This window comes from Atopobium sp. BS2 (assembly GCF_000565075.1).
In the GTDB taxonomy this organism is placed as follows: domain Bacteria; phylum Actinomycetota; class Coriobacteriia; order Coriobacteriales; family Atopobiaceae; genus Lancefieldella.
The window spans coordinates 1-14,287 of the sequence record NZ_JDFG01000036.1 but is presented as its reverse complement, the minus strand read 5'-3'; the positions used below and the strand labels follow the sequence as shown (position 1 = coordinate 14,287).

Here is a 14,287-nt window from a genome sequence, read left to right as displayed (position 1 = left end):
CCAAGTGCTGCAAAACCTAAAGCAACACCACAAATAGCAACGGGAACTTTTTGAACATAGTTCATAAGGATTCTTCTATCTGTTTAGAAATCTCTTCTTATTTCTTTCAATAATAGATATTTTTTCATGGAAGCGAACTCAGTAGCAGATATATATCTATGCGTTGTAGTAATTAGCTAACAAAAACCCGCCTGGCTTCTGCTTCCGAGCATGTACACTGGCGGGTCTTCCTTATGCGATGTGCCTGCAATCTGCCCTGACCCGAGCTCGAAGGCTAAGGGCGGCCGCATGGGCCGACCTCCCGTCGAGACGATTGGCGTGGTGGCAGAGCGACCCTCTCAATCCGAAACCAAACACAACGCCACAGCGAACGCCGAGGCCTCCACACGCCCCGACTATCGAATCGAACCCGATGCGCCACTCGAGTCTCCGGATGTCGCATCGAAAGGACGGCTGCCCTTTTGCCGCCATGAAATCCGGGAATTCAGATTCACGGCGAAATTGGAGATCGTGCGTCAAAGGCATACCCTACGTCGTCGTTCTTCACCCTCATAGAGCGAAGACGGTCTCCCCGTCTATGGGCCCGCCTTCGGGCATAACACGACTCAAATCGCAGTGATCGGCCTCCTCTCGGCTGCGTTATCGTTGACATCAAAGTTAGATAAGGTTAATATTAGACCGACATTCGTTCTGATATTAAAAACCCATCGGTATGGGACAAGGAATCGGAGCATTGCTTGAGAAAGAACAGCAAAAAACCTGCAGAGCGACGCAAGGAGCTCGTGGATGCGGCAGCGAGGCTCTTCGCGGAGAAGGGCTACGAGAGTACATCGGTGCGCGACATCCTGGATGCCGTGAACGGCGCTCCTGGCATGTTCTACTACTACTTTAAGTCGAAGCAGGACGTCTACGTGGCCGTCATGGAGGACTTCATCTCGGAGCGCATGGACCGCAAGTGCGCAGTCATGGAGGACGAGGGCCAGCCGTTCGACGAAAGAATCGCCGCTCTGCGCAGTCTCGTAACGGATGACGTCAACGAATATGTCCGCTCCTTCGACCCCGAGCCGGGTGAGTCAGTTCCCGACGCCTCTTACAAACTCTGGGACATGGTCCAGATGATCGATCGTATGGCAGGCCCCTACACCAAGCTCATGCTGGAAGGGATACAGACAGGCAAGCTCAAGAACCGTCTCGGCGTAAACGAGAGCAATGCACAGGCCTGCGCGCTGTTCATGCTGTACGGGCTCTGGGGCGTCATGTACGACGGGCGTTTTGCACCAGAGTGTGAGCAGCGTTCTCCTCAGGAGGCATTCGAGATAGCGCAGAAGCTGTTTTATTGATGTAGGCAGGTTGCAAAATCGCCGCTCTGAGCGGCGTGCAGAAATGGGCTGATGACGGGAGCATCCAGATGGATGCTCCCGTCAGTGCATTTAAGAGAAAAACGGAACGAATTCGTTCCGATAGCAGTGAAAGGAGCACGGGTCCATGGAGGACGAGACAGACCTGGAAGACCCAGGTAAAAACTTGAAAAAGAAGCAGGGCATGGCCAGGCTGCTGGCCCTCTCTGAGCGAGGGAAGGGGCTTCTCGTGTTCGGCATTGCGCTCGGCTGTATCGGGTCAGTGCTGCAGCTCGTGCCCTATCTAGCCTCATGGCGGGTCATAACCTCTCTAATGTCAGGTGTAGCATCTGGCTCGGCCCCCGAGGCGGGCTCCATGCTATGGTGGGGAGCCGTCGGCCTCGCGGGGCTTCTGTCTGGAACTGCAGCCTCCTGGATCGCTGGAATCGCCGCGCATGCGCACGCCTACCGCACGGTCTGCGACATACGCATCGCGGTCGCAGAGCATGTGGGACGCCTCCCGATGGGCTACCTCGACTCCTCGTCCATAGGGCAGGTCGAGCAGGTGATGGATGCGGATGTCGAGCAGGTCGAGGCATTCCTCGCCCACCAGGTGCCCGACCTCGCGAGCGCTCTCGCCACGCTCATCGTCCTCTTCGTCCTGATGTTCACCGCGAATGTCTGGCTTGCCTTGGCCTGCCTTGCGCCAATTGTCATTGGAATCGCCTGTCAGCTGCAGGCGATGGCCAAGGTCATGAAGACGGGCGCAATCAAGAAGAACTTCGATGTCCTTGAACGAATCAACTCGTCGGCGATTCAGTACGTCGAGGGGATGCCCGCCATCAAAGCGTTCGGCCAGACCACGGCGTCCTTTCGCGGCTTCAAGGACGACACCGAGGCCTACCGGGACTTCACTGTAGGCATGACCGACCAGATCCGCCCGGGCTACGTGCGTTTCCGCGTCTTCACGCTTTCGGTCGCGACTTTCGCAGCCCCAGTTGCGATAGCGCTGTTCCTCGACAACCCCTCGGACGTCGCGCTCGCAGCCGTCTGCGTCTTCGCCCTCGTGGTCGGTCCCGCCGCCTCCTCGCCAGTACTCAAATTGCGCATGTTCGCCGAGAGCGTGAACACGGTCAACGAGGCGGTTGGGCGTGTGTGCGCAGTGCTTGATCTGGAGCCGCAAAGACAGGTTTTGCAGGATGTCCGGGCGACTCCCCAAGATGCGGGCATTGCATTCGACCATGTGACCTTCTCCTATCCAGGTGCCGAGAATCCCGCGGTAGATGGGGTGTCGTTCGCTGTAGAGCCCGGCAGCACTTGTGCCATCGTGGGTCCTTCGGGCGCCGGTAAGTCCACAATCGCCGAGCTAGTCGGCCGCTTCTGGGATGTGGATGAGGGAATGGTCCGCATAGGGGGAGTCGATGTGCGCGAGCTGGGGACCGATGCGCTCATGGACAGCGTTGCCTTCGTTTTCCAGGACAGCTTCCTCTTTGCAGGAACCATCCGGGATAACATCGCCATGGGACTGCCCAGCGCGACCGAGGATCAAATAGCCGCAGCGGCTTCGGCGGCCCAGTGCGACGAATTCCTCGCGCGGCTACCGAAGGGAATCGACACCGTCGTCGGCGCAGGTGGTGTCCGCCTGTCGGGAGGTGAGCGGCAGCGCGTGGCTATAGCGCGGGCAATCCTCAAAAGCGCCCCTATCCTCATCCTCGACGAGGCCAGTTCCTTCGCTGACGCACAGACGCAGTTCTCGATCCACCGCGCTCTGGCGGAGCTGACGAGAGGCAAAACGGTTCTGACAATCGCCCACAGACTTGAGACCGTACAGTCGGCGAACCAGATTATCGTGATGGATAAGGGCCGGATTGTGCAACGGGGCAGACACGACGAGCTCATAGAGGTCGATGGGCCCTATGCAGATATGTGGGTCTCCGGCGACAGAGCCGCCGACTGGAAGCTTGGCACAGAGAAAGCTGAGGTGTCGCTATGAGAGACATTATCGAAGCAATAACCTGTGGAGAACCGAGGCGCATAGCCAGACCCGCATTCTGGAACACCATTGCCCAGCTCGTATGGTTTCTACCCTTCATCTGTCTGGTGCTGATTGTCGACTGCATGTTTGGCTTCTATACCACAGGCGGACTGAGCAACGCCGAACTCTGGCTCGCGTGGGCTGGCATGGCCGCCTGCTTCGTCCTTGCCCTCGCGGTCGAGAACATCGCATGCAAGGTGACTTTCCGTAGCGGCTACGCTGTCGGCGCTGAGGGTCGCACAAGCCTGGCCGAGCATATCCGCAAGCTGCCCCTAGGAAAACTCGAGGGAAAGGGTGCTGGCGGCATCGCTACGACGATGATGAACGACTTCTCGCTCGTTGAGACGGGCATGACGCACCTGCTCGCCCAGGCCATCAGCGCCGGTATCGTGGCGCTCGTCACGACGGGGGCGCTCTGCCTGCTCGACTGGCGCATGGGCCTCGCCCTCTTCGTTGGACTGCCCCTGTCTCTCGCCATCACCGCCGTTGCACAGGGCTTGCAGAACCGCGCGGAGAGGCGCCTTGCCGCAACGAGAGTGGAGCAGACAACCCGAATCCAGGAGTATCTGAGGGGCATGCGCGCCATCAAGGCCCATCACCTGCAGGGCGCGAGCTTCACGACCCTCGCCAAGGCATGTGAGGACTACCGAGATGCCTGCATGGCAAACGAGAGCGCGACTGGCTCGCTCGGCGCGGTGTCGGAGGCAATTCTACGCAGCGGTCTGGCATGCATGACCCTCGCCGGCGTCTACCTGCTGGCCGGCGGCTCCCTCGACCCCACGGGGTTCTCCCTCTTCCTCCTCGTCGGCACGCGAGCTTTCGAGCCTCTTGCCGTGGTCCTCACGAGCTGGCCCGAATTGCAGCGCTGTGCGGCGGCGGGCCGCCGGATTATGTCTCTCTTGGGCGAGCCGGAGATGCCCGGCGAGTCCGATGCCCCCGAGGAGTGCAGCATCTCCTTTGACCACGTGTCGTTCGGCTACGACGATAACGAGGTGCTTCACAACGTGAGCCTGGACATAAGGGCTGGGGAGCTGACAGCACTTGTCGGACCCTCTGGCTCAGGCAAAAGCACGATTCTGAGGCTTGCCGCACGTTTTTGGGACCCGCAAGCAGGGCACGTTCTGCTCGGTGGGCTCGACGAGCGCTCCATAAACCCGGAGCACCTGCTCAGTCGGGTGTCGATTGTCTTTCAGGATGTCTACCTGTTTCAGGACACGATTGAGGCCAACATCCGCTACGGGCGCGCGAATGCAACGCACGAGGAGGTCGTTCAGGCGGCCAAGGCGGCACGCTGCCACGACTTCATAATGGAACTGCCCAACGGCTACGATACCGTTATCGGTGAGGGCGGCTCGACTCTTTCGGGCGGTGAACGCCAGCGTATCTCCATCGCCCGCGCCCTCCTCAAAGACGCGCCTATCGTCCTTCTGGACGAGGCGACAAGCGCACTCGATTCGGAGAACGAGGCCGAGGTGCAGGCGGCTATGGGCACGCTCGCACAGGGCAGGACTGTTGTCGCCATCGCGCACCGGCTGCGCACGGTGACGCGCGCCGACGCCATATATGTGATCGACAGCGGTCGCGTCGCGGAGAGCGGCACCCACGAGTCGCTGCTTGCCAAGGGAGGGACCTACGCGAAACTGTGGGGACTCCAGACAGATCTTGACGCCTGGCGCGCAAAGCACCCGCACGGCAACGGCGACACGCCCGCACGATGACATCCTCCGAAGACAACGGCGTTCATCAACCACAAGAGAAAGGAAACATCATGGAACCACAAAAGAAGAGTACATCCTCGAGGGCTGCTATTTCCGCAGGCGTGTTCATTGCGCTCTACCTGGCCGTCTACGTCATCATCGGGATCGTGTGCATGCCGGTGCCGATTCTGTTTCTGCTCATGCCCGCCCTCGTCGCCCTACTTGCGGCACCCATCTTCCACATAATGCTCGCCAGGTCACCCTCGGGCGTGCCCATCTTCATCGCCGCTGTCCTTCCGAGCCTCGTCCTCATCGCCTCGGGACACATCCCCATCGCACCTGCTGTCTCGGTCCCTGCGGGCATCGTTGCGGTGCTCATCGCACGTGCTGGAAAATATCGCAGCTTCGCATGGAACGCCGCAAGCCACGCCGTCTTCTCCTGGAACCTGCTCGGAGGCTTCGTGCCCATCTGGTTCATGCGCGACTACTTCTTCCAAGACATCCTTGAGCGGGGTATGAGCTCAAGCTTCTGCGAGACGCTCTATGCGCTCACGCCCGACTGGGTGCTTCCGGCCATGATGGTCGCCATCGTCATCAGCTCGATTTTGGGCTCGCTGATCGCGCGCAAGCTGCTCGCAGCCAAGCTCGGACGGGCAGGAATCCTGTGAACCCCCTCGAAAAGCTATATACGGAGCAGGGTCACAACGGAGGCATTGTCTTCGACCCTCGAACGAAGGCGACCCTGCTCGTCCTGCTCGACATAGCCGTCTTCCTCGGCCGCTCACTGCCCTACGAGGCCGCTGTCTTTTTGGTTTGCGTCCTGATTGTGGCAGTCGGCGGCATGGCCAGCACCGCCCTGCGCTACTGCGCGGTCTTTTCCCTGCTCGTTGCCGTCCAACAGCTAATCGGTCCCATGGTGGGCCAAAGCGCCGTGCTTTCCCTCGTGCAATTCCTGGCAGTGGCGGTCCGCAAGGTCCTGCCATGCCTGCTTGTGGCTTACTGGGCCGTGGGGACAACCGGCGTTAGCGAGTTCGCGGCCGCCCTGTGGGGAAGCGGGGTGCCGAAGAGCGCCATAATCACAACATCGGTGGCCTTCAGGTGCTTCCCGACTATTAGCGAGGAGTGGCGCGCCATAAGGTCCGCCATGAAGATGAGGGGTATCGGAACGGGCCTCTCATCCTGGCTGTTCCATCCCATCCAGACGATAGCCCACATCTATGTGCCGCTTTTCGCCTCCGTGATCTCTATAAGTGACGAACTCGCGGCTGCAGCTCTCTGCCGCGGCATGGACGATCCAGCTCCTCACACCTGCCTGGCGCAGATTGGGTTGCGCACCCAGGACTGGTTAGCTCTGGCGCTTGTAGCTGCGGGAACGGCCGCGGCAGCGGCGTTCGCCATTGCCGGGAAGGGGCTCTGAGACGATGGGCCAGCCGATGATATCGCTCACCAACGTCAGCTTCTCCTATCGTGGAGCAGAATCCCCGAGCCTATCGTCGCTGTCGCTTGACGTGAAGGCGGGAGAATGCGTGCTCCTGTGCGGGAAGAGCGGTTGCGGAAAGTCAACCGTCCTCCGCCTGCTGAACGGCATGATACCCGAGTTCTTTGACGGTGACCTTACTGGTCGCGTGAGGGTTGGCGGCATGGATCCCACCACCTGCCCTCAGTACAAGGTGGCCCGCCAGGTAGGGACTGTGTTCCAAAATCCCCGCACGCAATTCTACACCCTCGACACCACAAGCGAGGTGGCCTTCGGCTGCGAGAACCGTGGAATGCCGCGTGCCGAGATCTCACGTAGGGTGAACGAAGCCGCAGCCGATTTGGGCATCGCGGCACTCATGAATCGCAACATCTTCCACCTCTCGGGGGGTGAGAAGCAGCGCGTTGCCATCGCGAGCGTCTATGCTACCGGCCCGGAGGTGCTCCTACTGGACGAACCATCGGCGAACCTCGACTTCCCCGCAATCAGGGAGCTGCGACGTACCTTGGACATACTAAGGTCGAAAGGCAAGACGATCCTCATCGCCGAGCATCGCACGTGGTACCTCGAGGGCATAGTCGACCGCGCGGTCTACCTGGACGGCGGGAAGGCTTCCGATGTTTTCGCCATGGGCGAGCTCGCCTCGCTGACCCGCAGCCAGCGCCTTGAGACGGGCATACGACCCGTGAAGCTGGAGGGATTCGACCTCCCGAGGACAGTCGCCCCAGTGAAAGACACGCCCATGCACGAGATGCATCTCGCCGACCTCGTCTTCTCATACTCACGACATGCCGCCCCCTCCCTCTCCGTCCCCGACGCGCAGTTCGGGTCGGGTCGCGTCGAGGCGATTGTGGGAGACAACGGTGCGGGCAAGTCGACCCTCGCCTCGGTGGTGTGCGGGCTCGCCAGGGAACAGCGAGGCAGCATCGAAATCGACGGCGCCGTGCTCTCCGCGAGAAAGAGGCTGCCCCTTAGCTACGAAGTGATGCAGGAGGCCAACCACCAGCTCTTCTGTGATAGCGTCGAGGAGGAGGTCGTCCTGGGGGCGAGCAACCCTGGTACCCGAGGCCTGGAGTCGGTGCTAGGTCAGTTGGACCTCCTCGACGTGAGGGGGCGCCACCCCCTGACGCTGTCGGGAGGGCAGAAGCAGAGGTGCGCCATAGCGGCTGCCATGTTCTGCGGCAAGAAGGTGCTGGTCTTTGACGAACCGACGAGCGGGCTCGACTACGCCCATATGGCGCAGACGGCCACGCTGCTGCGGGAGCTTGCCGCGTCCGGGGCCTTCGTCCTCGTCGTGACGCACGACTTCGAGCTGGCGCTGGCCGCCTGCGACAGGGTTACCGAGATGAAGGGCGGAAAGGTCACCGCCCAATACGGTCTCGACAAGGGTGGCGTGGCGCGGCTGCGCGAGTTCTTCGGAATAGGGTGACCCTTCGCATTTGAGAAGAAAGGATTTTAATTTGCAAAGCAAAAGATTATTCTCCACCCGCATAGCGGGTGGTTTTATGTTTCGCGCGTAACACGCGCTCAACAGGCTAAAGCCTCGAAAATAATAAGACCAAGCAAGAAATGGAATTCCTGCTTGGTCTCTGTGATACGCACGTTTCAAATACGTCTATTTCTGAGGATACAGAGCCTCAAGGATCTTCTCGGCAGAATCAAATGCACGTGGCGAGTAGTCGATGTATTCAGAATATGGAATCTCTACGATGCTCTTATTAGCAATAGCAGGGACGTTCTGCAGGGAGCTCTCGCCCAGAAGGGTGTCTTTAGCTGCAGCGTCAGTTGCCTTATTGCGCTCTGCGGTGACGTAGATAATGACGTCAGGGTTGAACTTAATCAGATTCTCATACGTCAGGCCATTTGCAGACTGGGTTGTCGCAGGAGTAGCTCCAAGCTGATCGATGATAGTAAACTCAAGGCTCTTCTCGCTACCACCAAAGAGACCAAACGTGCCGTCCTTGAGGTTAGTCATAACCAGTACAGTCTTCTTTGCGTCTTTCTCGTGTGCTTTAACGCGCTCGTTAATGGCATCAAGACGTTTCTGAAGGTCAGCGGTGTAAGTGTCGGCATTGCTCTGAACATCAAAGATAGATCCAAGATTCTTAATGTCAGAAATAATTCCAGCAAGCGTTGGATCGCCCTGCTCAGAAGATGCCAGCTGAGTATAGACAGAAATGCCAAGGTCAGCGTAGTCCTTTGGAGAAGTCTGGTCCTTAGAAGTAAAGAGACGTGAGCGGCCCACAATAAGGTTTGGATTAGCAGCAACAACAACCTCGCGCGAGAGGCTCTTCTTATCGCCCAGCTGCTTGATTTTCGCATACTCATCAGCAATATCTGAAGGCATTGGCGCATCAGGCTTGATAGTGCCAATAATCTTGGAGCCAAGACCCAGACGCAGCAGAATCTCGGCTGCAGAGTCTGTCAGGGTAACAACACTCTCAGGGGCCTTGTCAAACTTGGCCTCAAACTCGTTGCCGTCACCGTCATAGAGCTTGAACGATACGGGATAGCTTGTATTGGCTGATTTCTTTTCTTCTGTAGCAGGGGTAGATGGACTAGACGTTGCATTGTTGCACGCAGTCAGGCCCAGTCCAGCAGCAGTTGCAGCAAATCCTGCCGCAATGCTCAAAAAATTCCTTCTCGTAAAGAGATTTGAACTTACACGAGGATCCATCGGATATCCTTTCATTCATCTGTTGATACTCAACAGGCGATTAATACACGTAATCAATGCTGATACCGTTTCCAGCAGTTGATGGCCTCACCGCACCCTCAACGCCATACACATCAGCAAGTAACTCAGGGGTCACAATGTCCTCAGGCGAACCCTCGGAAACAATAGTCCCCTCTTTTAAGAAATACAGGCGGTCGACATAATGAGCTGCCATCACAATGTCATGCAAAACAGCCAGGCAGCTGATACCAAGATTGCGGACAAGGCGCAAAATATCAATCTGGTACGTAATATCCAGGTGATTAGTAGGCTCATCAAGCACCAAAAACTCTGGTTCCTGAGCCAACGCACGAGCCAACATGACACGTTGTTTCTCGCCACCTGAAAGCGTGGCAAACGAGCGATCTTCAAAGCGAGAAAGACCAACTTTCTGAATAACGTCAGAAACGATTGACTCGTCGTGATCGGATTCTTTTGACAGCGCCGACTGATGAGGACTGCGTCCCAGCGACACAATCTCTCGAACAGTAAAGTCAAAGGACAGCGAGTTAAACTGGCTTACAACCGCAACTTTGCGGGCAAAGTCACGTCGTGATATCTCAGTGGCGTCGCGCTCGTCCCACAAAATCTGGCCGTCATAGCGATGGCCAAGACCGTAAATTGCTCGCAAAAGCGTTGACTTGCCAGATCCATTAGGACCCAAAATGCCCACAAACTCGCCATCCGCCACGCTAAGCGAGACGTCCTTTACAATCGGCTTGTTGTGAATGGTGACCGAAACATTTTGCACTTCAAGACGCATGCTACTCACCATCCCTAAAGCTGTAGTTGCGGGCGACCATGATGTAGACAAAGAACGGAGCGCCTACAACAGCAGTCAGAATGCCAATAGGGACTTCGGTATTGCCTAGGACGGTACGAGCACAGGCATCTGCCCAAAGAATGAAAATAGCTCCCAGTACCAGCGCCGTTGGCACCAGTCTTCGGTGATCAGACCCAACAAACGAGCGCGCAATATGCGGGATGATAAGACCAACAAAACCGATGGTTCCCACTGATGAAACAAGCGTGCCAACCATGAGCGCAGAAATGGTCAAGTATGCCCATCTGCACAAATTGGTATTGAGGCCAAGCGTTGTTGCAGCCTCATCTCCCATCAGAAGCACGTTGAGGGAGCGGAACTGCGTTAAGAAAAACACACTGACGAGAAGTACTACAACAACGGAAACGCCAACATTTCCCCAGCTTGCTCGTGCCAAAGAGCCCATGGTCCAAAACTTCAAATCCATCATGCCCTCAGCATTAGCGGCGATAGTAATAATGAAATTAGACAGCGCCGTGAATAGAGCATTCAAAATCATGCCCGAGAGAACAAGCTTTGACGACGTCATATGTCCGCCGGTAGATGCCAGCAACAAAACGCCGACAGTTGCTATTGTTGAACCAATAAACGAGAACAGCGGTACCGAAGAAACTCCCACAACGTGTACTGCGCCAGCTCCAAGCATGATGGCACAGGTTGCTCCACACGAAGCGCCTGATGAAATGCCCAAAATATACGGTTCAGCCAAGGTGTTTTGAACCGATGCCTGCATGACAACACCCGCAAGCGCAAGGCCAGCTCCAGCTACCACGCCCAAGATGATGCGAGGAAAACGTAGCGACCAGACGACCTTCTCGACAGGTCCTCCTGCAGCTAGAGCCTCCGATAGCGGCATACCAAAAAGATGATGCATCAGCACGGCATATGCGTCTTGTAGGGACACACCAATGGCGCCCATCGTTGAAGTTATTACAATGCTCGCCGCCAGAATTGCAACGAGAACTCCCATGAAAAGACGGAACGGTCCGGCTTTTCTTATCATACAATACCCCTCTAAAGTGACGCTGCGTTTTTTGCGCACAACGTACAACGTACAATGCGCGTTACACAGAAGCAGCGGAATTTTTCGGAAGTTAACTATATATTACTTTTTGAGTTGTGAGAAGACTGTGAGTTGAGAAATGCTTAAAATACCTACATCCCTCTGTGGGATACTCTCCGCGAGGCGGCTACTGCGAGACGACGCCGGCACCAACAGGCAATAACAGACGAGGTCAGACGAGGAACTTCATGGATTTATCAGCTTTACCAGACAATACAATCACTATCGGAGAACGCTCCGAAGTTCCAGGTCTTCTTGTTGTTCTCCACGGCTCGCTGCTTATGCCCAAGATAGCTGCGCTTCTTGCTTCCGGGAAACTTGACGCGAACAAGCTCCCCCAATGCCTTGTCATTACTGCGCCGTCTAATCAAGACTGCTATTCCCCTTGGCCAGTGGCAAGCGTGCGAACAGAAGCTCCAAATTTTGGAGGGCTTGGAAGAGAGTTTCTTTCTGATGTCGTACTTCCTGCTGTCGAGAAGTACGCTGCTCTAGCTACTCATACCGCAGAGGATACGTGCCCTCTTACCTTGCTGGGCTATTCCTTATCGGGTCTGTGCAGTCTCTTTGAGATGCAGACTACCTGCCGCTTTGACCAGTATCTTCTTGCCAGTCCAAGCACGTGGTTTCCTGATTTTGTAGAAACTTTTGATACGAGCCATGTGCGTTCGGACATTCGCTGGTGCATTGCAAGCGGAGAAAACGAAGGTAAAAACCATCCTGAACCCTTGCGCTCAGTGAGGCAGACAACAGACGCACTGGTAGAGAAGCTGGCGCCTGTTGCTCCGGACTATCAACGTATGTTGGATTCTTACGATCATCACAAGGGTCTTGAGCTGAGATTGCAGCGTTTGCTGCAGTTTGGATTTGGCGCGTAGAAAAAACCCGCCAAAAGCGGGCTTGAAATTTTTATGGTCGCGGGGGCAGGATTTGAACCTACGACCTTCGGGTTATGAGCCCGACGAGCTACCAGACTGCTCCACCCCGCAATGTAAACGCTTGCGCGAACAAGTACTATACCTCGCAACTCTCAGTGAGTCAAGCAAAATCAAAGATTTTCTCGCCATAAAGGTATGAGGTTGACGTGCAAGGGCCAAGAAAGTTGCGATGTCGTCAGCACAATTGGGGGCAGACGGCTAAACTATTGATACTGTCTTTGGGGCGCTGTGCTTGCGCCAAACAGCTATCGAAGGACTTTTGAGGATGACATTACACGAGCTCCTGGCGCTCTTTACCAGCAAGAACATCGAATACACTACCGCGCATCTTGACGCGGTTGATCAAAACGCACAGCTTACCGATGTTGCAAGCGATTCTCGTGAGGTCACCCCGGGTTCGCTGTTTGTTTGCAAGGGCGCGAGTTTCTCGCCAGCGTATCTAGCAAGCGCGGTAGAGGCTGGGGCCGTTGCGTATCTCTGCCAGCAATCGCTCGCGGAGGAGTTGCAGGCAGTGGCTCCAAACGTAGCCGCTATTTGCGTGGATGACGTGCGCCTTGCCATGGCCTACGCGGCCGCAGGCGTTGCGGGCCACCCCGACAAGAAGCTCACCACCATCGGTATTACGGGCACAAAAGGCAAGTCTACCTGCTCATATATGCTGCGCGCCATTCTTGACGGCGACGAGCCGTACTCCAAGTGCGGCGTGATTGGCGGTATTGAGGTGTTTGACGGCAAGGACACGCAGCCCGCGCACAACACCACGCCCGAGGCTCCTGAGCTGTGGCGCCATCTCAAGCATGCCGCGGACGCTGGTCTCCCCTACGTTGACATGGAGATTTCCAGCCAGGGCCTCAAGTACGACCGCACGGTTGGCCTCAACCTGAGCGTCGCGGTGTTCCTAAACATTGGAACCGATCACATTTCCCCTGTTGAACACCCTACTTTTGAAGATTACTTTGAGAGCAAACTGAAGATTTTTGACCTCGCTCGCGTGGCCGTCATCAACAAGAACACCATGATGTTTGACCAGGTCATGGAGCGTGCACAGAGGTGCGAGAAGGTCCTGACTTTCTCCACAACCGATTCCGACGCAACCGTTTGGGCGGACGAAATCACCCCTCACCAGGGCATGGTTACGTTTACCGTACACGCGCCAACCTGGACCGGTGCCGCCGCGCTGCCTATGTCCGGCCTCTTCAACGTGGAGAACGCTCTTGCGGCAATCGCCGTTGCCGACTACCTGGGCATTCGCGAGAAGGACGCTGTGCTTCCACTGATGAACGTTAAGGTGCCAGGTCGCATGGAGCTCTTGAGCTCGCCCGATAACAAGGTTACGGGCTTGGTCGACTACGCCCACAACAAGCTTTCCTACCAGAAGCTTTTCTCGTCAACATCCAAGGAATTCCCTGGTTATGGCCGCTATGTGGTCATGGGAGCCGTTGGTGGCAAGGCGTACAACCGTCGCCAAGAGCTGCCGGAAGAGGCGGCCAAGTGGGCGGACCTGATGATTTACACCACCGAGGACTGCAACATGGAAGATCCTGCGGTGATTTGCGCGCAGATGGCCGAGGCCACACCCGAGGGCGCCGCGCACAAGATTATCCTTGACCGCTACGACGCCATTTACGAGGCAGTTTCCGCAGCTTACGACGACCCTCGCCCGGCGCTGGTGTACCTGTTGGCTAAGGGAGATGAGCCGTTCAACATTATCGGCGGCAAGCACGTTCCGTGGATGACGGATGCTGCCGCGTTCAAGGCCGCTGTCCGCGCCAAGCTAGACGAGCGCGCTGGGCGCGCCGCGCGCGGGTAGCGCGGGTAGCGGCGGCGACGCGGGTGTCGCTGCAAAGGTTGACGGAGCGGGTCAGAAAAGTGCAGGTGAGTTGGTGGACGACGGTGCTTCGATCCAGATAATCTTTGAGCCGCGCATGATTGAGAAGAATAGTGTGCGTTCTTTAGTTCGCTAATCAAATTTCTACATATTTGTGTAATAAAATGCATTCTTATGAATACGTAATTTTTGACCTCAAAATTATGTGCCGAAAAAGGTAAAAAATGCGTTTAGTTGGAGATGAAAACTTAAAATTGGTCGATTTATCCCCAACTAAGACGATTTTTTACCGCCTCAAAAACTTTTATCTGGGGAAACGTAGTTACGTCTCAAAAAGTGGTGTAAGGCTATTTCCTTACTACCTTCTAACCTACAT

The 14,287-nt window shown here is 56.4% G+C and carries 11 protein-coding genes and 1 tRNA gene; 8 read left to right on the top strand and 4 right to left on the bottom strand.

Annotated elements, in window-relative coordinates:
* Positions 1-737: 737 nt before the first annotated feature.
* The 6 genes from HMPREF1492_RS04620 (at position 738) to HMPREF1492_RS04595 (ending at position 7,975) form a co-directional block, all read left to right on the top strand.
* Complete coding sequence (locus HMPREF1492_RS04620; RefSeq protein ID WP_035436421.1) at positions 738-1,340, top strand: TetR/AcrR family transcriptional regulator; 603 nt, start codon at positions 738-740, stop codon at positions 1,338-1,340.
* A 145-nt stretch (positions 1,341-1,485) separates the two neighbouring features.
* Entirely contained in the window at positions 1,486-3,330 is a 1,845-nt protein-coding gene (locus HMPREF1492_RS04615; protein WP_051479401.1) for an ABC transporter ATP-binding protein, read from the top strand.
* Positions 3,327-5,090, top strand: coding sequence for an ABC transporter ATP-binding protein (locus tag HMPREF1492_RS04610; protein WP_035436417.1), 1,764 nt, complete (start codon positions 3,327-3,329; stop codon positions 5,088-5,090). Before HMPREF1492_RS04615 ends, HMPREF1492_RS04610 begins: the two co-directional genes overlap by 4 nt.
* A gap of 50 nt (positions 5,091-5,140) precedes the next feature.
* Positions 5,141-5,737 (top strand): MptD family putative ECF transporter S component, encoded by a 597-nt coding sequence (locus HMPREF1492_RS04605; RefSeq protein ID WP_035436414.1) that lies wholly within the window; start codon positions 5,141-5,143, stop codon positions 5,735-5,737.
* A complete protein-coding gene (locus HMPREF1492_RS04600; RefSeq protein ID WP_035436413.1) occupies positions 5,734-6,486 on the top strand; it encodes an energy-coupling factor transporter transmembrane component T in 753 nt (250 codons plus the stop codon). Before HMPREF1492_RS04605 ends, HMPREF1492_RS04600 begins: the two co-directional genes overlap by 4 nt.
* Before the next feature lie 4 nt (positions 6,487-6,490).
* On the top strand, positions 6,491-7,975 hold the full coding sequence (locus HMPREF1492_RS04595; protein ID WP_035436411.1) for an ABC transporter ATP-binding protein: 1,485 nt from the start codon (positions 6,491-6,493) through the stop codon (positions 7,973-7,975).
* 186 nt (positions 7,976-8,161) lie between these two features.
* Here HMPREF1492_RS04595 and HMPREF1492_RS04590 read toward each other — a convergent pair whose 3' ends face one another.
* From HMPREF1492_RS04590 to HMPREF1492_RS04580, 3 genes are read right to left on the bottom strand one after another with little or no spacing between them, the layout of a single operon-like run.
* Positions 8,162-9,223 carry an ABC transporter substrate-binding protein gene (locus tag HMPREF1492_RS04590; RefSeq protein ID WP_198014344.1) on the bottom strand — a complete coding sequence of 354 codons (1,062 nt, stop codon included), beginning with the start codon at positions 9,221-9,223 and terminating at the stop codon, positions 8,162-8,164.
* Between the two features lie 40 nt (positions 9,224-9,263).
* Positions 9,264-10,025 carry an ABC transporter ATP-binding protein gene (locus HMPREF1492_RS04585; RefSeq protein WP_035436407.1) on the bottom strand — a complete coding sequence of 254 codons (762 nt, stop codon included), beginning with the start codon at positions 10,023-10,025 and terminating at the stop codon, positions 9,264-9,266.
* A gap of 1 nt (position 10,026) precedes the next feature.
* A complete protein-coding gene (locus HMPREF1492_RS04580) occupies positions 10,027-11,088 on the bottom strand; it encodes a FecCD family ABC transporter permease (protein WP_035436405.1) in 1,062 nt (353 codons plus the stop codon).
* Positions 11,089-11,336: 248 nt separating this feature from the next.
* Between HMPREF1492_RS04580 and HMPREF1492_RS04575 the strand changes: the two genes are divergently transcribed.
* Positions 11,337-12,023: an alpha/beta hydrolase gene (locus tag HMPREF1492_RS04575; protein ID WP_035436403.1), complete on the top strand. Its 687-nt coding sequence runs from the start codon at positions 11,337-11,339 to the stop codon at positions 12,021-12,023.
* Between the two features lie 34 nt (positions 12,024-12,057).
* Here HMPREF1492_RS04575 and HMPREF1492_RS04570 read toward each other — a convergent pair.
* Positions 12,058-12,134 (bottom strand) — tRNA-Met (locus tag HMPREF1492_RS04570).
* Positions 12,135-12,348: 214 nt separating this feature from the next.
* Here HMPREF1492_RS04570 and HMPREF1492_RS04565 point away from each other — a divergent pair.
* Complete coding sequence (locus HMPREF1492_RS04565; RefSeq protein ID WP_051479400.1) at positions 12,349-13,893, top strand: Mur ligase family protein; 1,545 nt, start codon at positions 12,349-12,351, stop codon at positions 13,891-13,893.
* Positions 13,894-14,287: the final 394 nt, after the last annotated feature.